17 protein-coding genes are annotated in these 26,970 nt (G+C 51.7%); all 17 read right to left on the bottom strand.

Translation table 11 applies throughout. The features are described from left to right. Position 1 precedes the first annotated feature (1 nt). Positions 2–1,753: a DUF3466 family protein gene (locus G506_RS0102145; protein WP_028115442.1), complete on the bottom strand. Its 1,752-nt coding sequence runs from the start codon at positions 1,751–1,753 to the stop codon at positions 2–4. A 17-nt stretch (positions 1,754–1,770) separates the two neighbouring features. Next, entirely contained in the window at positions 1,771–3,687 is a 1,917-nt protein-coding gene (gene uup, locus G506_RS0102140) for an ATP-binding cassette ATPase Uup (protein WP_028115441.1), read from the bottom strand. Then, positions 3,684–3,917 carry a glutaredoxin family protein gene (locus G506_RS0102135; RefSeq protein ID WP_028115440.1) on the bottom strand — a complete coding sequence of 78 codons (234 nt, stop codon included), beginning with the start codon at positions 3,915–3,917 and terminating at the stop codon, positions 3,684–3,686. The genes uup and G506_RS0102135 overlap by 4 nt, the downstream gene beginning before the upstream one ends. Further along, entirely contained in the window at positions 3,910–6,009 is a 2,100-nt protein-coding gene (rlmKL, locus tag G506_RS0102130; RefSeq protein WP_028115439.1) for a bifunctional 23S rRNA (guanine(2069)-N(7))-methyltransferase RlmK/23S rRNA (guanine(2445)-N(2))-methyltransferase RlmL, read from the bottom strand. Before rlmKL ends, G506_RS0102135 begins: the two co-directional genes overlap by 8 nt. Before the next feature lie 159 nt (positions 6,010–6,168). After that, positions 6,169–6,705 (bottom strand): cell division protein ZapC domain-containing protein, encoded by a 537-nt coding sequence (locus G506_RS0102125; protein WP_028115438.1) that lies wholly within the window; start codon positions 6,703–6,705, stop codon positions 6,169–6,171. Positions 6,706–6,861: 156 nt separating this feature from the next. Next, positions 6,862–7,887, bottom strand: a complete 1,026-nt coding sequence (gene pyrD, locus G506_RS0102120) for a quinone-dependent dihydroorotate dehydrogenase (RefSeq protein ID WP_028115437.1) — start codon at positions 7,885–7,887, stop codon at positions 6,862–6,864. A gap of 81 nt (positions 7,888–7,968) precedes the next feature. Next, a complete protein-coding gene (locus tag G506_RS0102115) occupies positions 7,969–12,810 on the bottom strand; it encodes an NAD-glutamate dehydrogenase (RefSeq protein WP_028115436.1) in 4,842 nt (1,613 codons plus the stop codon). 230 nt (positions 12,811–13,040) lie between these two features. Then, complete coding sequence (locus G506_RS0102110; RefSeq protein ID WP_028115435.1) at positions 13,041–15,389, bottom strand: efflux RND transporter permease subunit; 2,349 nt, start codon at positions 15,387–15,389, stop codon at positions 13,041–13,043. A gap of 44 nt (positions 15,390–15,433) precedes the next feature. Beyond that, entirely contained in the window at positions 15,434–16,426 is a 993-nt protein-coding gene (locus G506_RS0102105; protein ID WP_084631076.1) for a WD40/YVTN/BNR-like repeat-containing protein, read from the bottom strand. Between the two features lie 62 nt (positions 16,427–16,488). Next, a complete protein-coding gene (locus tag G506_RS0102100) occupies positions 16,489–17,850 on the bottom strand; it encodes a DUF1329 domain-containing protein (RefSeq protein ID WP_028115433.1) in 1,362 nt (453 codons plus the stop codon). A gap of 12 nt (positions 17,851–17,862) precedes the next feature. Continuing rightward, entirely contained in the window at positions 17,863–19,998 is a 2,136-nt protein-coding gene (locus tag G506_RS0102095; protein WP_028115432.1) for a DUF1302 domain-containing protein, read from the bottom strand. Between the two features lie 314 nt (positions 19,999–20,312). After that, the gene (locus G506_RS0102090; RefSeq protein ID WP_028115431.1) at positions 20,313–20,540 is read right to left on the bottom strand and encodes a DUF2835 family protein; all 228 of its coding nucleotides are present in this window, start codon (positions 20,538–20,540) and stop codon (positions 20,313–20,315) included. A gap of 2 nt (positions 20,541–20,542) precedes the next feature. Beyond that, a complete protein-coding gene (pepN, locus tag G506_RS0102085) occupies positions 20,543–23,146 on the bottom strand; it encodes an aminopeptidase N (protein WP_028115430.1) in 2,604 nt (867 codons plus the stop codon). Between the two features lie 166 nt (positions 23,147–23,312). After that, a complete protein-coding gene (prc, locus tag G506_RS0102080; RefSeq protein ID WP_028115429.1) occupies positions 23,313–25,355 on the bottom strand; it encodes a carboxy terminal-processing peptidase in 2,043 nt (680 codons plus the stop codon). Positions 25,356–25,385: 30 nt separating this feature from the next. Further along, the gene (proQ, locus tag G506_RS0102075; RefSeq protein WP_028115428.1) at positions 25,386–26,054 is read right to left on the bottom strand and encodes an RNA chaperone ProQ; all 669 of its coding nucleotides are present in this window, start codon (positions 26,052–26,054) and stop codon (positions 25,386–25,388) included. Further along, the gene (locus G506_RS18490) at positions 26,054–26,344 is read right to left on the bottom strand and encodes a hypothetical protein (protein WP_051201824.1); all 291 of its coding nucleotides are present in this window, start codon (positions 26,342–26,344) and stop codon (positions 26,054–26,056) included. Before G506_RS18490 ends, proQ begins: the two co-directional genes overlap by 1 nt. After that, positions 26,341–26,817: a GAF domain-containing protein gene (locus G506_RS0102065; protein ID WP_028115427.1), complete on the bottom strand. Its 477-nt coding sequence runs from the start codon at positions 26,815–26,817 to the stop codon at positions 26,341–26,343. The genes G506_RS18490 and G506_RS0102065 overlap by 4 nt, the downstream gene beginning before the upstream one ends. Positions 26,818–26,970: the final 153 nt, after the last annotated feature.

Here is a 26,970-nt window from a genome sequence, read left to right as displayed (position 1 = left end):
ATCAACCAAAGCGACGGCGCAACCACACCATTGGTGCCAGTAACAGCGCCCACCAACCGAAGCTGGCGCCTTGGCGTTCATGCTTACCGAAATCTTGCCCGTAAGCGACCGTGCTTGGATCACAAGCGCTGGTGCCATCGATAACCGGTTTTAGCAATACCGCACGGCTCAGTACCTGAGTTTGCCCATCAGTTTCTACTCGCTGAGTAACGGTAGCGGCGATATTACCGTCATCGTCAATATGACTGGCGTTGGTGATGATGATGTTCGCCAGTTTGCGGCCATCTTCAAGAGGTTCGTCACTCAGATCGAGTGACTCACAGGTTAAGAGGTGGTTAAGGTTAGTTGGAGCTTGGTCGGTATTGCTGTCATCAAGATCCAGATCGTAAATAAAGCCATGTTTCGCGTTAGCAAAGGACGCAACGCTTTGCACCTCTTGATAACCAACGACGATGTCGTTGTTATTGATGCTGCTGACCCGCACTGGCAGCGATGATGACAGTGTTGGCACGGTAAATTGTTGTTGGTTTTCAGCAGTGTTGATAAAACCAAACTCGAGATCGCCATCAAACAAAGCGAGATTGCCAATGGCGATGCCCTTATCATTAATCGCCACCAGATCCGAAGCGCGGTAGCGTTCGTCATCAGCAAAGGTAGGGCCAACAAAAGTGACATCCGAGTTAGTAAGTTGTCGTTCGCTGTTGACCACACTGGTTATATTCCAATAGGTCGCCCACGGGCCGCCGGCAATCACCGCTTGCTCGTCGCCGCTGCCGGTTACCCGGGTGCTCTGGCCAACGACGTGTTGGCTGGCGCTATTGATAGCAAAGGCTTGCGAGCTGGCGCTAATACCGTCAGCCGGGTCAAAACCGAGTGGCAACAGGGTTGGCTCGATACCCGTATCACTGTTGGGAGCGACAACGCTGCCAATACTCCAAAAGCTGGCTTGGGTTTGATACGCCACTTGGCCGTTATTCTGGCTAGCCTGGACACAGACCGCACGGGCTTTGGCTTTATTGGCATCGTCGTTAATGGCAATGGTGGTATCAACGCAGTTATTAAGGGCGGTTTTGGCACTATCGGTTAACTCAACCGTGCTGCTGCCTACCGCCAGATCACCATCAATACCGGATACCGACGATAACCCACCAACGGTCAAAGCGACGGTCTCATTACTTTCGGTTGTCGAATCATCGCCATCTGGCTCCAATGGCGCATTATAAGTGATGCTATCTGCGCTTGGATTTAAGAAGGTAAGAGCGTCCGGCGTTTTGATGAACGCTCGAAGCTCGTAATCACGGTAAAAACGCTTTGACGACTCGTCACTGTCGGTCGCTGTTGTCTCGACAGTTTGCATCGGCGCAGTGACGTTACCAAACAGATTCGTCCCTTGTGTGCCATTCAGAAAAGCACTGATCCGAGGGGTTAGCGGGTCAACGGTTTCAGGATCAACGTTTGGCTCAGCTGCTGGTTCAATTTGACCATTGATTGAGATGAACGCTTCGTCTTGAAAAATAAAACTGCTGCCAAGGAAGGGAATAGATGTACTTGGCGTCGCGGTTGCAGACTGTGACTCGCCAAATAAAGCAGCGCCGTCGGTGCTAACACCGACGGCGCTGTCGGTATTATCGAGCGTTAGCGGCCCCTCGACTATCTCATAGGCCGTTGGTATGCCCACGGCGCTAACTGAAAAAGAGAGTGCGGCGGTGATCGCAGCGGCTAACGGTGCTACTCGATAATACTTATGGCTCATAAATCCCCTTGAAAGCCTTATTCTTGGAGTGCTTCGAGTTCCTCCCAGCGCTCCAAGTCTTGCTCAAGTTGTAGTTCTTTCTCAGCCAGCTGCTTCATGGTGTCGTTGACTTGTTGTTGGTCACCGCTGAAGAAGCTTGGTTCTGAGATTATTTGTTGTAAGGCGTCAATCTCCGCTTCCAAAGCTTCTAGCTTGGCCGGCAGAGCTTCCAGCTCTCGTTGTAACTTGTATGATAACTTTTTGGCTTTGTTAACAACAGGTTTTGTTGGTTGCGCTGGTGTCGGCGCAGGCGCCGCGACAACAGCGACGGTCGCAGGTTGTGCCGCCTCACGGTAGAACTGGGCGCCCAGATTGACCGCGTCTTGGTAACCACCGATATATTCTTGCCACTGGCCATCGCCGTAGAACCACCAGGTGCTGGTAACGGTGTTGTCGATAAACTCACGATCGTGCGATACCACCAACAAGGTGCCGTCGAATTCAGCCAGTTTCGCTTCCAGCAGTTCCAGCGTTTCGACATCCAGATCGTTGGTTGGTTCATCCATCACCAACAAGTTAGCTGGCTTTAAGAACAACTTGGCTAGCAGCAGGCGGTTTTTCTCACCACCAGAAAGCGATGATACCGGGCTGCGAGCGCGAGCCGGGGCGAACAAGAAGTCTTGCAGGTAGCTAAGAACGTGACGGTCTTTGCCGTTTACTAGCACCGATGATTTGCCATCAGCGACGTTATCTTGAACGGTTTTGCTTGGATCCAGCGCCAAACGGTGCTGATCAAAGTACGCCACTTCCAGCTTGGTGCCCTGCTTTACCGTGCCCTCTTGCGGCTGGATCTTATCCAATAGGATCTTAATCAGGGTCGATTTACCGCAACCGTTCGGGCCGATTAGCGCGATCCGCTCGCCACGCATTACCGCAGTGGTAAAGTCTTTGGCAATCAGTTGGTTCGGGTAACCGAAACTCATGTTTTCGACATCGAACACCAACTTGCCGGACTTGGCCGCTTGGTTGACGCTCATGTTGGCGTTGCCAAGGCGGGTGATCCGTTCAGAGCGTTCTACACGCAATGCTTTTAGGGCACGAACTCGGCCCTCGTTGCGGGTACGACGGGCTTTGATCCCCTGGCGGATCCAGGTTTCCTCTTTGGCCAGTTTCTTATCAAACTCAGCCGCTTGCAGTTCTTCGACCCGCAGCGCTTCCTCTTTTCCTTCAAGGTAGGTGGCGTAGTTGCCTGGGAAACTTAAGATCTGGCCCCGATCCAGATCGACAATCCGCGTAGCCATATTGCGAATAAAGCCACGGTCGTGACTGATAAACACAATTGAACCGGCAAAGCCTTTAAGCAAGGTTTCAAGCCATTCGATGGCATCGATGTCCAAGTGGTTGGTTGGCTCATCCAGCAGCAATACATCCGGTGCTTGTACCAGCGCACGGGCCAAGGCGGCACGACGCTGCCAGCCACCGGACAGTTCGGCGATCGGCGTGGTTGGGTTGAGTTCAAGGTGCGACAGAGTTTGCTCGATGCGAGTTTCAAACTGCCAGCCGTTGTGGTGATCCATCCCCTCTTGGGCACGGGCCATGCGGTTTAGGTTGGCTTCGGATGGATCTTGCTCGACCAATTTGCTGGCTTGTTCGAAGGCAGCAATGATCTCGCCCACTTCTGCCAAACCTTGGGCGACATAATCAAAGATGGTGCCGCTTTCGGCTCGCGGTGGATCCTGCGGCAGATAGGCGATCTTTAATTCGCTGTTGATGTTAATGGTGCCATCGTCCAGCAATTGTAAGCCGGCCAACACTTTTAACAGGCTGGATTTACCGGCGCCGTTGCGGCCCACCAAACAGACGCGCTCGTTTGGCTCTAGCACAAAATCGGCATGGTCCAGCAGCGGGATATGACCAAACGCCAGCTGGGCATTGTTGAGGCGGATCAAGCTCATGCTTGCGCTCCCAAAAATCGTTGTAATTGTTGTAAGTCGAACGGCCAACCAAGTTCTTGGCCGTTATCAAGGGCAACCACCGGAATGCGTACGCCGTAGCGATCCACTAATTGTGGATCGCTAACGATATCAACCAGATTGAAAGGTTGTTTGGCGCTGTGCAGCAACGCTGCCGCCTGTTCGCACAGGTGGCAGCCGTCGGTGTGATACAGCACCACGGCGTTAGCCATGGCGCACAATCCAGGCGTTGTGAATGTGCTTGTTGCGGGCAAAATCCGGTGAACGGGTCTTGTCGCTGATGTTCTCTGCGGTCAAGCCCAGCTCGGCCATGCCATCCATGTCCATCTTGAAGTTACGCTTGTTGTTGGAGAACAGGATCTGGCCATTTGGACGCAGCAAACGCTTCAGCTGCCCCATCAACCACAGATGATCACGCTCGACATCAAAGGTTTTCTCCATTCGCTTGGAGTTAGAGAAGGTCGGCGGATCGATAAAGATAAAGTCGAACTGCTCGTTGGCCTGTTCTAACCAAGCCAAGACGTCGGCGTGCTGGAAGCGGTATTGACGACCGCGCAGACGGTTCTCTTTAAAGTTGGCTTCAGCCCAGCGCAGATAGGTCTTGGACATATCGACGGTGGTGGTCGATTTAGCGCCACCGATAGCGGCGTGCACTGACGCGCTGCCGGTGTAAGCAAATAGGTTAAGGAAATCTTTGCCGTTACAGTTTTGCTGGATGTATTGACGCGCCAGACGATGATCGATGAACAGACCGGTATCGAGGTAATCGGCCAAGTTAACGATAAAGCGCGCACCATACTCTTCAACGATCAGTTCATTTCCCTGCTCGCCCATACGTTGGTACTGCTCTTTACCTTTTTGCTGCTGGCGGGTTTTCAGTACGATCTTAGCCGGATCAATCTCCAGCACCGACGGCACATTCAGCAGCACATCGATCAGACGCGACTGGGCTTTTTTCGGGTCAACCGATTTTGGCGGCGCGTACTCTTGTACCACCACCCAATCTTGATAACGGTCGATGGCAACGTTGTACTCTGGCAGATCAGCATCGTAGACGCGGTAGCATTCTACCTGATCGCGCTTCAGCCACTTCGCCAACGCCTTTTGGTTTTTACGCAAACGGTTAGCAAAATCTTCGCCAAAGGCACGGCCCTGACCGCCTTCGCCAACGGCGTAGTTGCATAACAGCACTTCCAAGGCGCCGTTAAACAGCTTGTATTGTTTGTCGGCTTTTAGGCGTAGCGCTGCCAATAGCATTGGCTCGGAACACAGAATGCTCAATTGCCAGTTTTGCCAGTGCGCTTTGAACTGTTGACCCAAAGAAGCGTACAGATGCAGCAGCTCTGGCAATTGCCCCAGACGCTCGCCGTACGGCGGGTTGGTGACCACAAAGCCGGCTTGCGCTGGTGGCAATGGCATCTCGGTGGCATCACCGCCCTCAAATTGGATCAGGTGCGCGACTTGAGCGTTAGCGGCGTTGTCTTTAGCAACGGTCAATACTCGGCGGAAACGATCACGGCCGATAAAACGGGTTTTGCATTCGGATTGACCACGATTGGCACGAACTTTGGCTTCGGCGTGGATTTCGCGCCACAACATGCCTTGGTGACCAGCCCAACCTTCAAAGCCCCAGCGCTGACGATTCAGCAGCGGTGCGGTATCGGTTGCCATTAACGCCGCTTCAATCAAGATGGTGCCGGAACCGCAGAATGGATCGATCAGCGGTTTATCCATCGCTTGGGTCCAGCCAGAGCGAACCAGAATCGCGGCGGCCAAGTTCTCACGCATCGGCGCACGGCCAGTGTCGGTACGGTAACCGCGCTGGTGCATCGGTGCCCCAGAGAAGTTGATCCCCACCAGCAGTTTGTCGGCGCGCAGCGCACAGTCGATCTTCACTTCTGGGTTGTCTTTACTCACTGAAGGACGAACGCCACTGTGCTCGACAAACGCGTCAACGATGGCGTCTTTTACCTTTAATGCACCAAAGGCGCTGTTGCGGATATCGCGGTTGCCGCCATGGAAGTCGACCATAAAGTCAGCGTGGTTACTGAACACCGCTGGCCAGTAAAGTTTTTTGACGTTCTGATACATCTGCTCGGCGGACTTGGCGCCCACTTCGGCGATCACCAACACGATACGGGAAGCCAGTCGGCTCCATAGACAGATGCGGTAGGCGGTTTCTAGCTCTGCCTCAAAATGCACTACGGCTTGACCTTCGCGCACTTCAGTGGCGCCAAGGGCGTTTAATTCATCTACCAGGAGGTATTCCAGCCCTTTGGGCACGGCGGCGTAAAAACGCTTCATGGGGACTCGCACGTCTAACTACAAAACCCACATTATACTGGTTTTGTGATTGCTGTACCCGAGTTGAGAAAAGAAACTTGTCTGGCAGGAACGGCTTTAGCGGCTGGCCGTTTAGTTAATAGCCAAACGCAGCAACGCGCTTAAAAAACAGGCAGGAGATTAGGCTGCAACCACAACTGCGGAATTATTAACCAGAGTCGGCATTAAGCGGTCGTTCATTACTTTAATCAGCGCAAACTGCTCGATCGATTTTTGCTCATTTAATTGGCAAAGATCATCGATTAACATTAATAAGCTGGCCTGTTCAGTCGCTTCGATGACTAAAAATTGGCCCCGTTGATGCTGATTTTGTAAAGAGACTAAGCGACCATTTCTGGGATAAACGATGGTGTTACTGGTTTCAAAAAACCAGCTTTTCGGCATCATCGGTAACGTCATAAAACGTGCGGCGATAACGTTAAAGACTAACTGCAACAATTGCCCTTGGCTTAACTGCAACTGTTGCGGCAGTTGTTCTTGCAATTGGTAGAACTGCTCGGTGTGCTCAGCAGTGAAGGCTTGCTGGTAGAAGGCATCTGGGATCAGCTGTTTTTCGGTGTAGGCAGACATGAACACATACTCTCCAAGTGAGAGAGCAAGTCGCTGTTCTTTTTCATCAAAGAACCAGTACCAGCTGTGATCAGGTGACAAACACATTGTGATTTAAATTCCAGATTTGTTGGCAAATTATAATAGTGCAAAGATTAAACAACGCGCAATCACTATTTTAAACAAAATAGCAACCTTTCCCAAAAGAAAAAGATCTCAACCGATCGGTTGAGATCTTTTTGATCGCTTTCGCGTTTAATTTTGTTATTTGCGCTTAATAAAGGCTTCGGTGATCGCTTTAATTAACTGCGGGCCTTCATAGATAAAACCGGTGTAAATTTGAACCATCTTGGCTCCAGCATCCAGTTTTTCCATGGCAGTCGCAGCCGACTCGATGCCACCAACGCCGAGAATTGGCATTTGATCGCCTAGGTGCTGATGCAGCTTACGGATGATCTCGGTTGAACGTGCGGTCAACGGTGCGCCAGACAAACCACCGGCTTGCTGATGCTCTGGCAAGTGCTCCACCCCTTCACGGCTTAGGGTGGTGTTGGTGGCGATTACGCCGTCCAGTTTATTGCGCAGCAGCGAACCACAGACTTCGGCTAACTCTTCGTCAGTCAGATCCGGAGCGATCTTGAGCGCCACTGGTACGTACTTACCGTGTTTTTCAGCCAGTTGTTGCTGGCGGTTTTTCAATGAGGACAACAGATCATCCAGCATTTCACCGTATTGCAGCTGACGCAGGCCCGGAGTATTCGGTGAGGAGATGTTCACCGCGATGTAGCCCGCCACCTCGTACACCTTATCCATACAGATCAGGTAATCGTCTTTACCCTGCTCCAATGGCGTGTCTTTGTTTTTGCCAATGTTAACGCCGATTACGCAATCACCCGGATTGCTGGCTTTGATGTTGGCCACCAGGTTATCAACGCCTTTGTTGTTAAAACCCATGCGGTTAATGATGCCGCGAACTGGCTTTAGGCGGAACGCACGAGGCTTATCGTTGCCCGGTTGTGGACGCGGAGTAACCGTGCCCACCTCAAGGTGGCCAAAGCCCATGGCAGCGAACCCATCGATCGCTTCACCATCTTTATCCATACCCGCGGCTAGGCCTACTGGGTTTGGAAAAGTGATCCCCATAAATTCCACTGGGGCGTAAGGTACGTTTTGGCTGTAGAAGCAAGCCAGCGGCGTGTTACCAGTAACTCGGATCCCGGTCATCGCCAGGTTGTGGGCGGTTTCGGCTTGAGTTTGGAACAGAAACTTTTGGGCAATGCGGTAAAACACAGTGGGCTTTCTCCTAGTTATAAAAAAGCCTCGGTTCCCCGAGGCCTTTTCTTTTTATTATTGCTTTACGAGGCGGCGCTATTATGCCGCTTCGATTGGATTGTCACAACGAACAATAAGCAGCGCTAGCTCACGTAATGCGACAGAAAACTTTGCAAACTCATGGGTTTTCGATGTTCTGAATTCAGTCATCATCTGTAACCAGCGAGTTAGCGAAGTTTGGTTGTCATCAACCCACTGCTCGATGATCGCCTCGGCACTGCATATGCCGTGGCAATTACGCAGCACAACCAGAGTCAACTGTCGCTGCAACAGATCCAGTTCTTCCCTAAATCCGGCCCGAGCTAACGCCTGCCAGTGGTTGGCTACCTGCTGCTCATTAATCTGTTGCAGGAACCAGTGCATATCAATGCGAGCGCCCAATTTGTAGTAAGTTTGTGATACCAGCGTCACCGGTTTTTGGTCTTGTTCGGCAATTTCGGCTAAATCCAACGCCGAGAACAAAGTACTGGAGCGTTCGACCAATTGTGCTAGCTCGGTCGGCACCTGTTGTGCCGTCAGCAAATCCACTTGCGCCGTTAACGCTTGCGCTTCACTTGGGCACAGCAACTGATCAAATTCCGTTTGCAACTGGGTTACCACCGGCCGGAAGAAAGCGACATTGCTGTTGATGTCAGTTTGGTTGCTGCGATGACGTAGGAACCAACGGCTGGCCCGACGCACTGTGCGTTGCAGTTTGTGGATCATTTGATGTTGCAGCTCGCTGCTGACCACACCATCCACCGCAGCGATCTGATCTTTCAGGTTATCGAAATCAAAAATCTGTGCCGCCGTGGTGTAAGCAATGGCGATTTCACTGATTTCGGCGCTGGTTTCATCCTGCATTCGCTGCACAAAGTTAAAGCCCATGTTATTGATGATTTCATTGGCTAACGAGGTAGCGATAATTTGCGCCCGTAGCGGGTGCTGTTGCATCGCCTTACTAAAGCGCTGTTGCAAGCGTTCAGGAAAGTAGCGCAGTAGACGATCGGCAATAACTGGGTTGTCAGTGATTGCTGGGATCACCAGTTGCTCTTTCAACACCATCTTGGCGTAAGCCACCAACACCGATAATTCCGGGCGGGTTAAGCCCTTACCAGCGGCTAAGCGTTCCGCTAACTGTTCATCATTAGGTAGAAATTCCAGTTCGCGATCTAACCGGCCCAGCTTTTCCAGATATTGAATAAAGCGGACGTGTTCTTTAAAGCTGGCAACATCACGCAGTTGGGTGACCGAAATTGATAAGGTTTGATCGCGACAATCCTCCAGCACAATCTCGGCGACTTCATCGGTCATCTCCACCAGCAACTGGTTACGTTGCTTCAGAGTTAACTCCCCTTCAGCCACTAACTGGTTGAGCAAGATCTTGATGTTAACTTCATTATCGGAGCAATCGACGCCACCAACGTTATCGACAAAATCGGTATTGATGCGGCCGCCGTGCTGGGCATATTCGATCCGCCCTAACTGAGTTAAGCCAAGATTCCCGCCCTCGCCGACAATTTTGGCATTCAGTTCACGGCCATCGATGCGCAACAGATCGTTAGCGCGATCGCCCACGTCAAAATGGCTTTCGCTGCTGGCTTTAACGTAGGTTCCAATGCCACCGTTCCACAGCAGATCCACCTGCATCTTCAGCGCTAGTTGAATCAGCGCATTCGGGGTCATCTGGGTTTCGCTGGTGGCAAACAGTTGCTGCATTTGCGGGGTTAGCTGAATACTTTTGGCTGACCGTTCAAATACGCCACCGCCGTCAGAGATCAGACTGGCATCGTAATCAAGCCAGCTAGAGCGCGGCAGAGCAAACAAGCGTTGCCGCTCTTGATAGCTGCTTGCGGCATCGGGATTGGGATCGATGAAGATATGCTGATGGTTAAAGGCGACTTGCAAGCGAATGTGCTCGGACAGCAGCATGCCGTTGCCAAACACGTCGCCAGCCATATCACCGATGGCTAAACAAGTGAAATCGGTGGTTTGACAATCGATGCCGATCTCACGGAAGTGGCGTTTTACCGATTCCCAGCCACCACGGGCGGTAATGCCCATTTTCTTATGGTCGTAACCAAACTGGCCGCCGGAGGCGAAGGCATCGCCGAGCCAGAATTGATACTCCTCGGAGATGCTGTTGGCGATATCAGAAAAGGTCGCTGTGCCCTTGTCGGCGGCGACTACCAGATAAGAATCATCTGCATCATGACGAACGACATTGTGGGGATGAACCACTTCGCCTTGGATGATGTTATCGGTGATATCCAATAAACCGCGGATAAAGGTGCGGTAGCACTCCTGCCCTTCCGCCAGCATCGCTTCACGTTCGTTTGGCAGTTTTTTACAAACAAAACCACCTTTGGCGCCGGATGGCACGATTACGGTGTTCTTTACCTGCTGGGCTTTAACTAAGCCGAGCACTTCGGTACGAAAATCTTCGCGGCGATCTGACCAACGTAAGCCACCGCGTGCCACTTTACTGCCCCTTAAGTGAACCCCTTCGACGCGGGCAGAATAGACAAAGATTTCGTATGTAGGCACCGGAAGTGGGATCTCTGGAATAAGGCTGGGATCAAACTTAAACGACAGGTAATTTTTAGGAATCTCGCCATGGCTTTGATAGAAGTTGGTGCGCACCGTTGCTTCGATTAGCTCGACAAAGCGGCGAATAATACGGTCATCATCGAGGTTAATCACCGCATCCAATTGACTGTTGATGTCGGCTCTAAGGGTTTTGGCATCGCGATCAGTCGATGCTGGATCAAAGCGCCGTTTAAACAGCTGCATCAATAAGGTCGAGATCTGTGGGTAGCGCTCTAACGTGTCAGCGATATAACGTTGCGAAAAATTAGCCCCCAGCTGGCGCATATACTTAGCGTAAGCGCGCAACATCGACACTTCCCTGCCGGTCATGCCAGCACTTAGCACTAACGCATTAAAGGCGTCGTTTTCTAAAATCCCTTGCCAAGTTAGCTCTAACGCTTGTTCGAAACGGCGTTGATAGTCGCCAATCTTCTCATTGATGCTCGGCTTAAATGACATTGAGAAGTCGAGGATCCAGTAGTCGCCAGCGTCTTCACTAACCACCCGATAAGGACGCTCGCCAATCACTCGCAGGCCAAAATTTTCCAACATCGGTAAAATGTCGGATAGCGGGATCGGGTGGGTTTTATGAAACAGCTTTAGTGACACCAACTGTTGGTCGCTGTGCCCCTCTTGAGGCTGGTAAAACAGCATCCCCAACTGATTGGCGTCGCTAAGTTGCTCCAGAAAATTGATATCGACTAATGCTGCTGATGGCAACACATCCTCTTTGTAGCTGCGCGGAAAACCATGCAGATACTTACGAGACAGTGCGCGGCCATTGGCTTCGCCACGACTTTCGACCAGCGCACTATCGAGTTTGTCATCCCAGGTACGAGCCAATTCCAACAGGTTGGCCTCGAGTTCGTTTATATCAACTTCCATTTCGTTATCAGCCACTTTGACTTGGTAGTGGGTTCGAGCCAATTGCGACTCGCTAAAGTAGGTGGTGAACTCAACCGGCTCTTGGCTACCGAAATAGTTAGCCAGCAGCGCTTGAGTGCGGATCCGCAGCTCGGTGTTGTAGCGATCTTTACTGGTGTATACCAACGCCGAGATAAAACGACCGAACAAATCTTTGCGAATAAACAACCGCACTTTGTCGCGATCCTGCATCTGTAAAATGCCGACGGCGGTGTCATACAGTTGCTTTTCACTGGCTTGAATAAGTTCGTCTCGCGGGTGGGTTTCTAGAATATTTAGCAGTGCCCGATAGTCGTGGCTCGATGGTGCCATCCCTGACAACGTCATAATGGCGCGGATCTTTTGCTTTAGCAGTGGGATCTGATCGCTACTTTTGTTGTACATGGTTGAAGCATACAAACCAATAAAGCGATGTTCGCCAATCACTTGCCCCTGCGCATCAAGGCGTTTGATGCCAACGTAATCGGTATAAGCTTGGCGATGAATGCGACTGCGAGCGTTGGTTTTAGTCAGCACCAAGTAGGTCGGTTGCAAGGCTTCTTTACGGGCGGTTTCTGGCAATTTAGAGAACAACAATCCGTGATGCTTCTTCGGTCTGACCCGCATGGTGCCAAGACTGCTTGCTTGCTGGGCGTTCAGCGCTAAATCGCCCTCTACCCGGTCTAAATCGTAATAGCGATAGCCCAAAAAGGTGAAATGGTGGTTCGAGAGAAAACGCAGAAACTCCAAGGTGTTTTCTCGGTCATCACGGCTTGCGATTTGCGGTGAGTTACCAATTTCATCGATCACCTCAAGCAGTTTGGCCTGCATCTTGGGCCAATCATCAACCGAGGCTTTAATGTCCACCAACACCGAGGCCAGTTCGTCGCTGAGCGCTTGGCGCCGCTCATCGTTTTGCTGATTCTCAATTTCGACGAAAAATACCGACACTCGTTCATAGTCCGCCTCGGCCGCCATCACGGTAGTGATCGCCACCACCTTACCGGCATCGTCGCGCTTAATGGCGATCGGTGCGTGCACAGTTAAGTGGGTATTGATTGCAAACCGCTTTAACGCCATCGCCACCGAGTCGACTAAAAACGGCATGTCGGGCTGGATCATCTCGATGATGGTGTGCGGGCTTTCCCAGCCATGGCTACGAAGGTCTGGGTTATAAACCTGATTGAAGCTTTGCCCTGCCCCGGTATTGTTAAGGTTGCGCCACAAACTTAGGGTGGCACCATACAGTTCGCTATCGCTGCGTTGATTGAGATCGGTCTGCGACAAGGTGGCGTAGATGATCCGCGCCAGCGCTTCAATCAATGGCGCTTGTTGTTCGTCGTTTTTGTTATGGATCAGAGCTAAAACGTTGTCCAGCATAACCGATGGACTGGCTTGCATTATCGCCATAGATGTAATTCCTTCACTGGCCCGATAGGGCTAAATCCTTCGCAATGCCTTGGGCATTTGCTGGCAGCATATCACCAAAAATCAGCCAATGTGAGCCAGTGCAGATCGGATCTGTTTACCTCTGCGTCACAAACCAACAACGGCTGCGAACCATCGCAGTTATTTGTCGGTTTTATGCAAAAAGGCCACCGCTAGGTGACCTTTTATTCAATGGCAGATTTTACCGAAATTTAAGCGGCCGGTTGTCGCCACAACAGTTTGATCAATGCCGGTAACAGTAAGATCGCTGCAAGCATGTTCACTAAGAACATAAAGGTCAGCAGAATGCCCATATCCATTTGGAACTTAAGATCGGAGAACACCCAAGTACTGACACCAACGGCCAAGGTAATGCCGGTAAATACCACGGCGTTGCCCCGCTCTATCAACGCCTGACGATAAGCTTGCGACACCGGCATACCGTCACGCAGCAGCGGCGCCATGGTCGATAAGATGTAGATGCCATAGTCAACCCCGATACCCACACCAAGGGCAATCACCGGTAAGGTCGATACCGTAAGCCCAATTTGCAGATAGGTCATCAGCGCTTGAGCCAATACGGATACCAACAGCAGCGGCACAACTACGGCTATGGTCGCCATAATCGATCTAAAGCTGATTAAGCACAGCACAAACACGGCCGCGTAGACGTATACCAGCATTGGCATCTGCGCCGCTTCGACCGCTTCATTGGTTGCTGCCATCACCCCTGCAGGACCAGAAGCCAACTTAAAGGTCAGTTGATCGGAGTTAAAATTGGCCGCCTGCTCTTTCACTGCGGCAACGACGCGATTAAGGGTTTCGGCTTTGTGGTCTTCCAAGAACAGGTAGATTGGCATCACTGAGCAGTTACCATCAAGCAATCCCGATGAGGTCGGTACGCGACCAACGGCCTGCACTAAGGTTGGCGTAGTTCGTGGCAACACCCGCCACTTCGGATTGCCTTCGTTAAAACCGCCATTAATGGTTTTCGCTACCGACGCCAGTGACGCGGTGGATTGTACCCCGTCGACATTTTCCAGCCGCCATTGAAACTCATCAATCTGCGCCATCGCCGAATGGTAGGTACAAGCTTCAGGGAATGCTTCCACCAACACCGTCATCACATCGGTGGTGATGGTGAAGTTTTCGGTGATAAAGAAGGTATCCTGGTTGTAAACTGATTGCTCTTTCAGCGCTGGTGCACCGGCATGCAGATCGCCAATCTTCATGGTTTGCGCCTGTTTGCTACCAAAGCCAAACAGCAGCGCCGCAATGGCAATCACCAGTAACGAACGTTTACCCTCGGCAAACTTGGCCATCCAGTCCCACACCGGGCTGGATTTACCACGGCTGGCGTGAACCCGAGCCAGATAACTTTCGCTAAAGCGTGCATAAGACAGCAGTACCGGCAACAACACTAAGTTGGTCAAGATTATCACCGCGACCCCAAGCGATGCGGTGATCGCCAGTTCGCGAATAATGCCAATATCAATCGCCAACAGGGTCAAAAAACCAACAGTATCAGACAGCAGTGCCACCATCCCCGGCACCAGCAGACTACGAAACGCCGCTTGTGCGGCAACCTTGGCGCTTAAGCCATCGGCGACGCGGTGACCAACGGCGTTGATCATCTGTACCCCATGACTGACACCAATAGCGAACACCAAAAACGGCACCAAAATCGACATCGGATCGAGCCCGAAGCCAAGTACCGTCAACCCGCCCATTTGCCAGATCACCGCGACCAAGCTACAGCTCAGTGGCAGTAATGTCAGAATGATGCTGCGTGAGAACGCAAACACCATCACGGCGGTGATCGCCAGCGCGATCATAAAGAACATCACCACACCTTTGGCGCCATCGGCGACATCACCTGCCATTTTGGCAAAGCCAATGATGTGCACCTTGATCTGGTCATTTTGGTATTTTTGGCGGATCTCGCGCTCCAGTTGCGCGGCAAACGCCAGTACGTCCATCGGCTTACTGGTTGGCCCGCCAGCGACGATCTGCTCTTTCGGCAGTGGTTGCCAATCCAGCAGTGATGCGGTGATCATCGCTGCGCGATAATCATCCGCCACCATCCGGCCAATGATCCCGGCTTTCTCGACATTTTGTTTAACTTTATCAACGCTGGCCTGACTGCCATCAAAATCGGCAGGGATCACCGGACCACCGCGAAAGCCGTCTTCGACTACCTCAGTGAATCGAGTCGATGGGCTAAACAATGATTTGACTTGGGTACGATCAACTCCGGGAATAAAGAACAACTGATCATGGATTTGTCTCAGCGCGTCAAAAAACTGCGGGTTGTAGATATCTCCACTGGTGTCCTCGACCGCCACCATGATGCTATTGGCACCACCAAACTGCTCACGGTGCTCCATGTAGGTCTGCATATAGGGGTGGCTAAGCGGGATGTTTTTGGTAAAGGCGGCATCCATCCGCAGCTGTGATGCCGAATAACCCAGCGCCATGGTGACCAGCGCAAACAGCGCCAGCACCACCGTGCGGTGGCGAAACAGGGCGCTTTCCACCAAGTTAGTCCATTTATCTAACATATCTCTTCCTTGCTACATCGTGATGGCAATTATTGTTATTGGGATCAGTTAATCCAGCGCACACCGGCGCTGCCTGAAATCACCACTTTGCCGTCTTGCTGTTGAGCAACACTGACCAGATCTTCACCTTTGGCAAATAACTGTGACCGAAACGTTTGACCGTCATCATTGCTCACCATCACATAGCCGCCATTAGCAACCATGACGATTTCGCCATTATCAAGCTGCATTAGGCTATTGATGGTGGTTTCAACGGTTGAGTCGACCTCGTCCCAGTACTGACCGCGGTCGGTACTGCGAAACACATTGCCTCGCAACCCCGTTGCCAGCCAGGTGCCGTCTTTAGTCTCAAGGAAATCAAACAACGAACCGTCATAGAACGGCTCTAAGTGCTGCCAACTTTGGCCACCATCGCTCGATTGCACGATGGTGCCCATCTCACCAACCATCACGAGGGAATCATCAGCCAATTTACTCACCCGGTTAAAATGCGGCAGCATGGCACTGCGCTCATCAAGGTAGAGCGCTTCATCTTCAAGCTTAAGTTCATTCAAGTAATCAAGATCATCGGGATGCAGCAGCTCTTCGAAATACTGCTGCTGCCAACTGATGCCGCCATTGTTTGAGCGAAACGCCAGCCCATAAGCACCGACGGCCATCACCGTAGTTGGCGTCACCGAAATCACATCCAACAGTGGCTTATCTAGCTCTGGCATAGCTTGTGCTAAGCGCCAGCTAAAACCGCCATCTTTAGTGGTTAAGATGGTGGCATCATGACCGACAGCCCAACCGCTCTTACCATGAAATGACACCGCAGTAAGCATCGCCGTAGAGGGCACAGTCAGTTGCTGCCACTGATTATCAAGGTAGGCCAGCAGATGACCGCGATCGCCAACGGCGACCATTTTGGTGCCATTAAAGGCCATATCCAGCACCGGTGAATTGATCGCTTTGGGAGCGACCAGCGAGGTGGTATCCGCGTTAACGGCGGATATACATAACCCTGAAAGCAATATCGTATTTATTATTTTTTGCATATTTTTATTGGATCCCTAGCACCACAAGAGCGCCCGAAGGCGCTCGTTTTAAGGGTGGCTAATTAACGACGGCCAGCACGACGCAACGCTTGCGGGGTAAAGTCGCGTTGGCGTAACGGCTTGTTGAAGTTAACCACGTCACCTTGGTTATCGAGCCCCATCGCGATGTAGCGTTTGGAGTTCAAATCGTAAAAGGCTTCTAGGGTCGACCACATCAACGGCTTCTCGTAGTAGTTGATGCTGTGCAACATCCCTACCCGGTAGAGTTCACCACGGTTGTCGTACAGATCCGCCAGTGCGATCTGCCAGCTGTCTTCATCCAGATAATAGGTGCGAGTCTTATAAGTGTGGCGAACCCCCTCTTTTAAGTTGGCCTCCACTTCCCAGACGCGGTGTTTTTCCCAGCGCACCAGATCCATATTGATGTGGCCTGGCTTCAAGATTTCGTCGTAGCTGAGGTTGTCGCTATGTAGGCGATAATCATTGTAGGGAATATACAACTCTTTCTTGCCCTTCAAGGTCCAGTTGTAGCGCTGCGGCGAGCCGTTAAACAGATCAAAGTCATCGGTGGTTCGCAGACCATCGGATGCGGTACCTGGCGCATCAAAGGCAACGTTAGGTGCACGTCGAACACGGCGTTGACCGGTATTGTAAGTCCACGCCTGACGGGGGTCCTTTTCTTGGTCCATGGTCTCGTGCACCAACAGCGCGGTGCCAGCTAACCGTGATGGCGCCGTGACAATCTGCTTGAAGTAAAACAAGTTGTTGTCTTTGGCCATCTGCTGCGGGTCAATCTCAGTGTCGCCGTAGGAGAAAATGATCGATTCTTCAGTTTCCACTAGGGTGTAATCACCAGCGGCGGTTGGCGTCGCTTGGTTTCGCTGCAGCTGGGCGGTTTTACCGCGATAACGCAGAGTGTGGTTCCAAATGGCCTCAAGGCCGTTTTGCGGGATTGGGAACGGCGATCCGGCGGATGCGCCGATAATGCCATTACCATTGGCAGCCAGTTCGGCGCTGGTGGCGTTTTTCTTAACCTGATCGTAGATGTACTGCGGGTAAGAGGCGGTTCGGTGGGTCGGATAGATGTTCATCTTAAAAGTATCTGGGTATTGGGCAAACATCGCCTTAACCCCAGGCGTTAAGTACTGTTGGTACTCCGCCATGTTCGCCGCGGTAATGGTAAACAGCGGTTTATCATCGGCAAATGGCATGGGGTGGAAATCGCCCTCTTTATAACCCGCTGGTGGCGCGGTAACACCGCCGGTCCACTCTGGAATTGAGCCATCCGCATTGCCAGCACGTTCCGCCCCCATTGGCGTCAGTTCATTACCTAATTTGGCCGCTTCGGCCTCAGAAACCTTGGCTGCGGCACTAAAGCTAAAGGTTAGCGCCAGCGTCGACGCCATAATCGTTAATTTGTTCATCTTCGGTCCCTCTTAGATGGAGAACTTCAGGTTAAAGGAGACGAAATCTTTGTCGGACAAGGCGTTAGTACTGCCCTTGCCGCCGAAGAAGGCGTTGTAGCTAAGATCCCAAGACCAAGTCGATAGGTAGTCAGCCGACAGCGTAATTGCCGCAGACTTACGTTCTTCTGTGAATAGGAACAGTGGATCCGGAGTGGTTCCCTGTACGTCGTGGCTAAACACGATTCGCGGTGACAAGTTCCAACCCATAAAGGCGTTGTTGTAATCCGCTTTGGCAACCAAACGATAACCCCACGCAAAATCGTCGGGGAACGCATCCTCTTCCGGCCCGTTGTGAAGGATCCCCAGTACCGCCAGATTGTCCTCTCGTCCTTGTGAGCCGGCACGCTCAGTGCCAGGACCGTTTAGACGCAACTGATCATGGCTCGGCATGTCGTGGATCCAAACCCCACCGACTTCCGCCAGCATCACCAAGTTGCTTGAACCAAAGGTTGGGCCAAAGATATGGGTAAAGGTCATCTGCGCTTGGGTCGAGTCCACTAAGATGTGGCCCGGCGCGGCTTCGCCTGGCTGCAAGCGGGTTCCGTCTGGCGTGACGTATTGCGCCAAATCGGTAAAGGTTGGCGCAATACCGGCATTGGCAAGCTGTTCTGGCATAGCGGCAAACAGCAGTTCAACGTCATCAATTTGCAGTGGCTCATCTTGGCGATGGGCAATTTCGCCAGCAACCGAGGTTTCGCCGATATTGGTATTGAACGACGCACCGTAAAGCTTAATGTCTTCTTGGTAGGTCAGCTGCGCTTTGGTGAACATATTGAGGTTAAGCAGATCCGCACGAGTTAACTGCTGACCTGCACCCGCTACCCCAGCAAGATAAGCAAGATCTTCGCCTAGCGCTTGGGCTCCGAAGTTGGAGGCGGTACCCGCGCTAATCGGACGACGGCTGTGGTAATTCATAAAGTAGAAACCAAACTCAGTTTCGTTCAGCTCTGGGGCAAAGTAGCCTAGCTTAATACCGTACTGGCCTTGGTCATCAGGCTCTTGGGTGTAGTCAACTAAGGCGACCTTGGTTGAGTACGCGATGGTTGGTGCCGTCAGCGCACTAATTTGGGCGAGCGCCGCCGCGTCATTACTTGGATCACCATCGGCCAGGGCAGCTAGCTGGGCGTTATACAGTGCAGACATACCGCCAGCGGCGTTTTGCGCCAAAATGTCATGCTCACTCAGCAGGTGATCGAGGGTGATGTCAGGATTACCGGCAAAACCAAGCTGGCCGTTATTGGCGTAGCCGCCGGCACCGGCAAAATCATTTGACGCAAAGTAGGTTCCAGCAACCGGCAAACGGGTCTCTTCCCAGCGGTATTGATAGAACGCGTCGATATTGAGATTCTCGGTCACCCCAAGGCTTGCCCAAATCATTCCAACCGGAATAAAGGCTTCCTTGAGCTCAGACCCAGGGGCTTGCAAGCGCGCCAAATCTACTGGGTTGACTTGGTTAATACCGTGACTAATCAGGGTGCTTTCACCCCAGCTTACCACCTGATCACCAATACGAACCGACAGTGGCATGTCGCCAATATCAAAGTCAGCAAATAGGAAATAGTCGAGCATGCGGATGTCTGAACAGGCGTAGTCCGACGCGGTAGAATCGGCACAGACGTCATAGCCTTCACCGGTCATGGTGTTGCGATAATCGGAGCTGCTGTTCTTCAGCTTGTTGTCGTAAAAGTACAGGCCGCGGGCAAACAAACCGAAGTTGTCATAAACCAATTCAAGTTCGTGGGTGCCTTTAAAGATTTCGCTAAAGGTGTCGTACTGGTCATACAGTTGGTTGCCAAGATCTCCGTTGGCGCTGTAGCTACCGCGACGGGCAAATACATCGGGTGAGTCCAAAAACTCGTTAAAGCCGGTGATCTGGCCATTTACCGTGGTGTAGCCGTAGTCTTGCCATTGAAATAGGTTGTTTTTACCAATTTTGTCCAAATCACGACTTTCAACACGCCATGCGGCGCCGGCGGTCCAGGTTGAATCGAAACGACCTTCGATATCTCCCCAATTGAACGAGATAGCTTGAGCCGGCGTAGTTAGGATAGTCCCCACTACTGCGGCTAAAGCCGTCTTTTTAAAGCGCAATGCATTGGATGACATTCTTCGCTTCTCCCCTTCCCTGATTGTTGTGTTTGTCGTCTCCCTTTAATGGGAGTTATACCCATTGTTAACTTAATGGCACAGATGTGACAACCATTTGGCAACATTTAAACTCACTAAAAACAATGAGTTTCTGGTCAATTAAAACGACCATTTGAAACTGCTGTTTTCATTAAACAGATAAGCGCACAACCAGCAACAGCCAGCGACGCTTAAGGCATTGGTTTTAAATAACTTTTGAATGAAGCAAAAGAAAAGGGAGCCGTTGCAGGCTCCCTTTGTTGTTTTAAGTTTTTGCTCTAGCTGTTTTCCAACTACGAGGTAGTTAGGCGTAACAATGAGTGAACCTCATTAGTTTCCGTTAACGTTAACTGGAAATGGCCATGCAAACCGTTGCTACTTAATAGCGAACGAAAATGGCGCGCGTGGATCAGCAGACGCTGACCACCATCGGCAATTACTTCGACCCGACTGGCATCACCGCGATAGTAGTGCGCAAAGTGATGCCAGCTCAGATCAAGCCGAAATCGATAGCTTTTCATGGCTACGCCAGCGACTTACTTACCTTTTCATACAGATCACGGCTTAAGTTGGGCAGTGCCGCCAGACGCTGCAGTTGCGCCTTCATCAACCTTTGACGCTCCTCATCTACCTCTTTCCACGCCATCAACGGGGTAATGATCCGCGCCGCGCATTGCGGATTGATGGCATTAAGTTCGATCAACTGATCGGTCAAGAAACGATAGCCGCTGCCATCAATGGCGTGGAACTGATTACGGTTGCCGCTCGCAAAGGCACCGATAAGCGCGCGCACTCGATTTGGATTAGCGATATCAAATTGCAGATGTTGCATCGCGACTTGAATATCGGCCAGCACATCGCCTTTCGGCGCCATCGCAACCTGACTAAACCATTTATCCATCACCAACGGATTGTCACGCCACTGCGCTTCAAAGCTTGCCAGCGCGTCGGTTACCGCCGGTAATTGCCCCTGATTCATGGCGTTCAGTGCCGCCAATCGATCGGTCATGTTATCCGCTTCAGCAAATTGGCGTCCGCACAGTTCTTGAGTAGTCGCCTTGCCAGCAATCGCCAGAATAAACAAACAGGCGTTTTTCAACGCGCGGCGGCCAACCGCTTGGCCGTGCTGTTGATACTCGCCATCGTGGCAGTCTCGGTAGCGAGCCAACAGTTCATCATCAAGATCTTGACCTATCTGCGCTAACAACTGGCGCCGGCTTTGATGCAGCAGCTCGACATCAACGTCGCTGCGCTGCTGCGCTAGGGTGGCTTCGGTTGGCAATGCCAGCATCAAGGCAATCAGCGCGGGATCGCGGCGTTCATCCAACAGCACCTGACGGATGGCATCCAACAACAGGTCACTGCCACGGCTCTGCGCGCCATCGACAATTGCCAAAATTTCATTGGTCAGCAATCGTTGCCCTGCATCCCAACAGGCAAAGTCATTACTGCCGTTAGCCATGATCAACGCTAAGTCAGCATTGCTGATCTGCTGTTGCAGTTTGACCGGCGCCGAGAAGTTCTCAAACAGCGACGCCACCACCGGACCAGCAACGTTATCAAACACCCAGGTTTGTTCCGCTTCGGTGAAATTCAGCACATTAGCAACCGGTTGTCCGTCAGAGACCAGCGTAATCGCTTGCCCGTTTGCATTCAGTAGTTCTATCGCAACTGGGATGTGCAGAGGCTGTTTGTCAGCTTGATCGGCAGTCGCCGGCGTATGCTGCGTTAAGGTCAAATGATATTGGCCTGCGCTAGCATCGTAGCGCTCGGATGCGGTTACAACCGGCGTGCCCGATTGGCTGTACCAGCGACGGAAAAGTTTCAGATCGACGCCGCTGGCGTCCTCCATTGCTGCGACAAAATCATCACAGGTTACCGCTTGACCATCGTGCCGCTCAAAGTACAGTTGCATCCCCAGTTGGAACTTCTGCTCGCCCAACAAGGTGTGCATCATCCGGATCACTTCGGCGCCCTTATCGTATACGGTAACGGTGTAGAAGTTATTCATCTCCAGCACTTTATCAGGTCGGATCGGGTGCGCCATCGGACCGGCATCTTCGGCAAACTGATGGCTGCGCATCATATTGACCGCATCAATACGTTCTACTACCGGTGAGCCTAAGTCAGAGGAGAATTCTTGGTCGCGGAATACCGTTAAGCCCTCTTTCAGGCTCAATTGGAACCAATCTCGACAGGTAACTCGGTTACCGGTCCAGTTGTGGAAGTACTCGTGGCCGATGATCGACTCAATGCGGTGATATTCATCGTCGGTGGCGGTTTGTGGATCGGCAAGCACCGCTTTGGAGTTAAAGACGTTTAAGCCTTTGTTTTCCATCGCTCCCATATTAAAGAAGTCGACCGCGACGACCATGTAGATATCAAGATCGTATTCAAGGTTAAAGCGTTGTTCATCCCACTTCATCGCTCGCTTGAGCGATGCCATGGCGTGCTCACCACGGTAAAGGTTACCCCGATCAACAAACAGTTGCAGCGCCACATTGCGGCCGGAACGGGTGATAAAGTTGTCTTCTAACAGATCAAAATCGCCAGCCACTAAGGCAAACAGATAGCTTGGTTTTGGGAACGGATCTTGCCAAATGGCAAAGTGACGACCCTCAGCCAAATCTCCGCTGTCGATCTTGTTGCCGTTTGACAACAGGTAGGGGTACGCGGCTTTATCTGCTTCAACGCGAGTGGTGTACTTAGCGAGGACATCAGGACGGTCTAGAAAATAAGTGATGCGACGGAAGCCCTCGGCTTCGCACTGCGTACAAAACGCACCACCAGACTTATACAGGCCTTCTAGCGCGGTGTTATTAGCCGGATCAATCTCAGTGACGATGGTCAGTTCAAACTGATCCAGATCGGCCTCTAGCAGCAGCCCACCGCCAATTTGCTGGTACTGGTCATCCGCCAAAGCGTTGCCATTAATGGCAACCGACCGCAACGTTAGGTGATCACCATCCAAATGAAGTTGGCTGGCATCGGCATCGTTACGAATAACTTGTGAGGTTGCGGTAACAACGGTGGCGTGATCGTCCAGTTTCACATCAAGGTGTAACTGATCAATGGTGTATTGGGGCGCGCGATAATCGCTGCGCAATTTGGCTTGCATGGCCTCCATGTGGCACGGCCTCCATTTGCTATAAAAGTTTTTACCGCAACGAGTATATCAATGCCGGAGGCAATAACGATGATGGCAACCACTAATCGATTGGTTCATCCTGAAGTTGTACCCTTTAGACACAAAAAAGCGCCGCTGGAAGCGACGCTTTTAGAGAATCATCAGGTTATGACGCTTTTCTTGCGGTCAGATTGTAATCGACCAAATCAAGGGTGATGGCACCGGCCTCTTGCAATTGATAATCCGGCAACTCCATATCATCACCATCCGCCAAATCGGTCACTGCCGGCAAACCTTGCTGTTGCCGACGTTCATTTAACCGTTTTAACGCCCGAGCGTCATCATCTTGTTGCTCCGATTTACGTTCGGCTTCAACCAAGGTGATCCAGTTGCGATCTTTATCGGCGCGATAGCGAGCGATATCTTCCTTTAGCAGATCAAATTCGTAGTTACCTTGCAGCCGCTGTTGATGACGGCCATCCAGGTAGCCAATCAGGTTGCTATCAACGTCCTGCAAATTGCGGTAGCGGGCACTTGGGATTGAATCCCACGGCAAGGCGTTCTCTTCCTGCGATTCACCATACTCACCTTCAACCACAAAGCTTGGGAACAGCAAGTCAGGGGTTACCCCTTTCAATTGGGTTGAACCGCCGTTGATACGATAAAACTTGGAGATGGTATAAGTGACGTTACCCATCGGCTTATCGTATAGGTCGTAGATCCGTCCCAGCGGCCGATGCTGTTGCACGGTACCCTTACCGAAGGTCTGCTCACCAAGCACTACCGCACGGCCGTAATCTTGCAGTGCGGCGGCAAAAATTTCAGATGCCGAGGCGCTGTAACGGTTAACCATCACCGTCAATGGCCCGCCGTAAGCGATGGCCGCGTCGCTGTCGCCATTAACGGTGACCTTATTGCGTTGGTCGCGGATCTGTACCACTGGCCCTTTGCTGATAAATAGGCCAGTGAGCAAACTGGCTTCGCTAAGCGAACCGCCGCCGTTGTTACGTAGATCAACCACAATGCCTTCCACCTGCTGCGCTTGCAGTTCGGCAATCGCTTTAGCGACATCAGCAGAGACATTCATGTAGAAACTTGGGATATCAATAACCCCAACTTTGCGTTCGCCATTACCGGCAGTCGCCGGCACCGTGATTACTTCCGCTTTAACGGCACGGTCTTCCAAACGCACTTTGTCACGGACGATCTTAATCGTTTGTGGCCGGGCGTTGTTGCCGTCTTTGGCCGCCAGCACCTCGAGCGTTACGGTAGTGTCTTTTTTGCCTTTGATTAGCTCCACTACGTTATCGAGGCGCCAACCGATGACATCAACCACCTCCTCGCCCTCTTGACCAACGCCAATGATGCGATCGTCCGGACGCAAATCACCTTGTTTGTCGGCTGGGCCACCGGTAACCAATTCGCGGATCACGGTGTAGTCGTCTTCTACGGTAAGCACCGCGCCGATGCCTTCAAGTGACAGGTTCATCTCGGTTTTAAAACGGTCGGCGTTACGTGGCGAGAGGTAGCTGGTATGCGGTTCCAATGAATAGGCGAAAGAGTTCATCACCGATTGGAACACATCTTCACTTTGGGTCTGGCTTAGACGCTTGATCGCGTTGTTGTAACGCTTACCTAGCATCTCTTTGATTTCCGGCCACTGTTTGCCGGTCATCGCCAAATTGAGTGCGTCGTTTTTAACACGCTGGCGCCAAATCTCGTTAAGTTCGGCGGTCGTTGTCGGCCACGGCGCTTCAGTGCGATCAAACACATAGCGGTCGCCAGCAACAGAGAAATCCATTGGGGTGTCAAGCAGTGATAGCGCGTACTCAAGACGCTGATAGCGACGCTGCATCGACAATTCGAACATCTGGTAGGCATCGACAAGCTCTCCTACACGGATGTCGTTCACCAGATCCAGTTTCAGCTTGTCAAACTTGGCGATATCGCTGGCCAGCATGTTGGAGCGGTTGGCGTCCAAATGCATCAAGAAGCGATCGTACACGGTTTCGGCAAACTGCTGATCAAACTGGATTTGACGGTAGTGAGAGCGAGTAAAGAGATCAGTTACCCTTTTGCTGGCGATTTTATGCTGGGATTCTTGTTCAAGATCCGGCAGGGAATCAATCGGCAATGTCGGTGCTATCGCCCACGCTTGAGACGAAAACAACACGCCTGCCAGTAAAGTGGTAATGACGTTTTTTCTCATTTACTCGCTACTCCTTGTTGCGGGTGTGAATTACACGCGCAGGTGCTCTGCTTTAACTTTTACAGTCAGACCAGAGTCTAGGCTAACCATTACGTCGCCTTTGGACAGATCGCTGATCACGCCTTTAGCCGGGTTGCGGCCCAGGGTAACCATCACAGTCATGCCCACTTTCAGCTTATCAGCTTCGACTTTCTCCAATGGCTTGGAGTTCCGCTCTACCGCTTCTTTTTTGATTTTAGAAGGTTTTGCTTTAGCTGCTTGTTGGGCGCGAGCAGGACGTGGCTTGGCATTTGCTGGACGCTTAGCTTTGCGTTCAGCAGACGCTTTTTCTTGACGCACTTGCTTGGCACGGTCTTGGCTTTCTTGCAGGGTCTTTTGCGCGTGTTCAACGTGCTCCTGTTCCAGTTCACCGCAATCGTTGCCATCCAGATCAACACGCTGCGCACCCGCTTTAGAGCCGCGCAGGTAACGCCAGCTGTTGGTGTAACGACGGATAGCTTGACGCAGTTGAGTCTTGCTTACCTTGTCGTCGCCTTCCAGACGCTCGGCCAGTTCTTGGAATAAGCCGATTTTCAGTGGTTTGGCGTCGCCTTCAAGGCTAAAACACAGCGGGAACTTTTCCGCTAGATAAGCGATTACCTCTTTTACGTCCTTGAGTTTGTTAGAGTTATCCGCGGTTGGTTGTTGTTCAGTGGTCATTAAAAGTCTTCCTGGCCCTGTTCTGGGTCGAAATGGTTGAATAGTGCGTCGACGAATGCGTCAATCATATCGTCATCCAACTCTAGGAGTTGGGGGTTGTATTGCCAATTTGGCCATACGGACTCAAGCATCTGCTCGAGTTGGCTAACTTCAATATCGCTGTCGGCACGGTCATACACCGCGTGAAACAGCTGATTGATGTGTTCGGCGGCAAGTGCTTCTTGCCCTTCCCATTCACCAACCTCATGGGCTTCCATCAGGTAGGAGTGAATATGGATAAACTCTTTCATTGATGCTCTTCTAAGTGGCGCTCTAACACGCTGACCAGCTTGGCCATGCCGTCGGCATCCGCTTGGCTAAACCGTGCCAATTTCGGGCTGTCGATATCCAACACCCCAACCACCTTACCGGCAACCCGGATCGGGATGACCAGTTCAGACTCGCTGGCGCAATCGCAGGCGATATGACCAGGGAAGGCATGGACATCGTCAATGCGCTGGATCTCGCCGCTGGAAACGGCGGTGCCACAAACCCCTTTACCAACCGGAATGCGCACGCAGGCGACCTTGCCTTGGAAGGGGCCTAACACCAACTCCTCCGGGCTCTCAAGCCAGTAAAAACCAGCCCAATTTAGGTCATTCATTGAATGGAAAATCAAAGCAGAAAGGTTTGCCAAATTGGCAATGCGGTTGGACTCTCCGGCAATCAAGCTCTGCGCCTGCTCACTCAGCAATCCATAGTCGAGGGTTTCAGCGGACAACATGTTCGAAACTTAGGGTAATAATCAGTCTGCCATTAACCCAGTTTCCCTACACTGAGTCAAGGAAAAGGCCTGTGCGACCGCCTATTTGTACAGATTATTGTCGCTATTGCGATCGGTGCGGCAGTGATAGACTGAAACAATGAGCTTTAAAAA

Source organism: Ferrimonas senticii DSM 18821, assembly GCF_000422665.1.
In the GTDB taxonomy this organism is placed as follows: Bacteria; Pseudomonadota; Gammaproteobacteria; order Enterobacterales; family Shewanellaceae; genus Ferrimonas; species Ferrimonas senticii.
The sequence above is the reverse complement of the archived record's forward strand: the minus strand, read 5'-3'. Positions and strand labels throughout refer to the sequence as shown.

Bases quoted from the DNA above. Each gene is read 5' to 3' on its own strand.
- G506_RS0102145 (WP_028115442.1), bottom strand. From the start codon at position 1,753: ATGAGCCATAAGTATTATCGAGTAGCACCGTTAGCCGCTGCGATCACC.
- uup (WP_028115441.1), bottom strand. From the start codon at position 3,687: ATGAGCTTGATCCGCCTCAACAATGCCCAGCTGGCGTTTGGTCATATC.
- G506_RS0102135 (WP_028115440.1), bottom strand. From the start codon at position 3,917: ATGGCTAACGCCGTGGTGCTGTATCACACCGACGGCTGCCACCTGTGC.
- rlmKL (WP_028115439.1), bottom strand. From the start codon at position 6,009: ATGAAGCGTTTTTACGCCGCCGTGCCCAAAGGGCTGGAATACCTCCTG.
- G506_RS0102125 (WP_028115438.1), bottom strand. From the start codon at position 6,705: ATGTGTTTGTCACCTGATCACAGCTGGTACTGGTTCTTTGATGAAAAA.
- G506_RS0102115 (WP_028115436.1), bottom strand. From the start codon at position 12,810: ATGGCGATAATGCAAGCCAGTCCATCGGTTATGCTGGACAACGTTTTA.
- G506_RS0102110 (WP_028115435.1), bottom strand. From the start codon at position 15,389: ATGTTAGATAAATGGACTAACTTGGTGGAAAGCGCCCTGTTTCGCCAC.
- G506_RS0102105 (WP_084631076.1), bottom strand. From the start codon at position 16,426: ATGCAAAAAATAATAAATACGATATTGCTTTCAGGGTTATGTATATCC.
- G506_RS0102100 (WP_028115433.1), bottom strand. From the start codon at position 17,850: ATGAACAAATTAACGATTATGGCGTCGACGCTGGCGCTAACCTTTAGC.
- G506_RS0102095 (WP_028115432.1), bottom strand. From the start codon at position 19,998: ATGTCATCCAATGCATTGCGCTTTAAAAAGACGGCTTTAGCCGCAGTA.
- G506_RS0102090 (WP_028115431.1), bottom strand. From the start codon at position 20,540: ATGAAAAGCTATCGATTTCGGCTTGATCTGAGCTGGCATCACTTTGCG.
- pepN (WP_028115430.1), bottom strand. From the start codon at position 23,146: ATGGAGGCCATGCAAGCCAAATTGCGCAGCGATTATCGCGCGCCCCAA.
- prc (WP_028115429.1), bottom strand. From the start codon at position 25,355: ATGAGAAAAAACGTCATTACCACTTTACTGGCAGGCGTGTTGTTTTCG.
- proQ (WP_028115428.1), bottom strand. From the start codon at position 26,054: ATGACCACTGAACAACAACCAACCGCGGATAACTCTAACAAACTCAAG.
- G506_RS18490 (WP_051201824.1), bottom strand. From the start codon at position 26,344: ATGAAAGAGTTTATCCATATTCACTCCTACCTGATGGAAGCCCATGAG.
- G506_RS0102065 (WP_028115427.1), bottom strand. From the start codon at position 26,817: ATGTTGTCCGCTGAAACCCTCGACTATGGATTGCTGAGTGAGCAGGCG.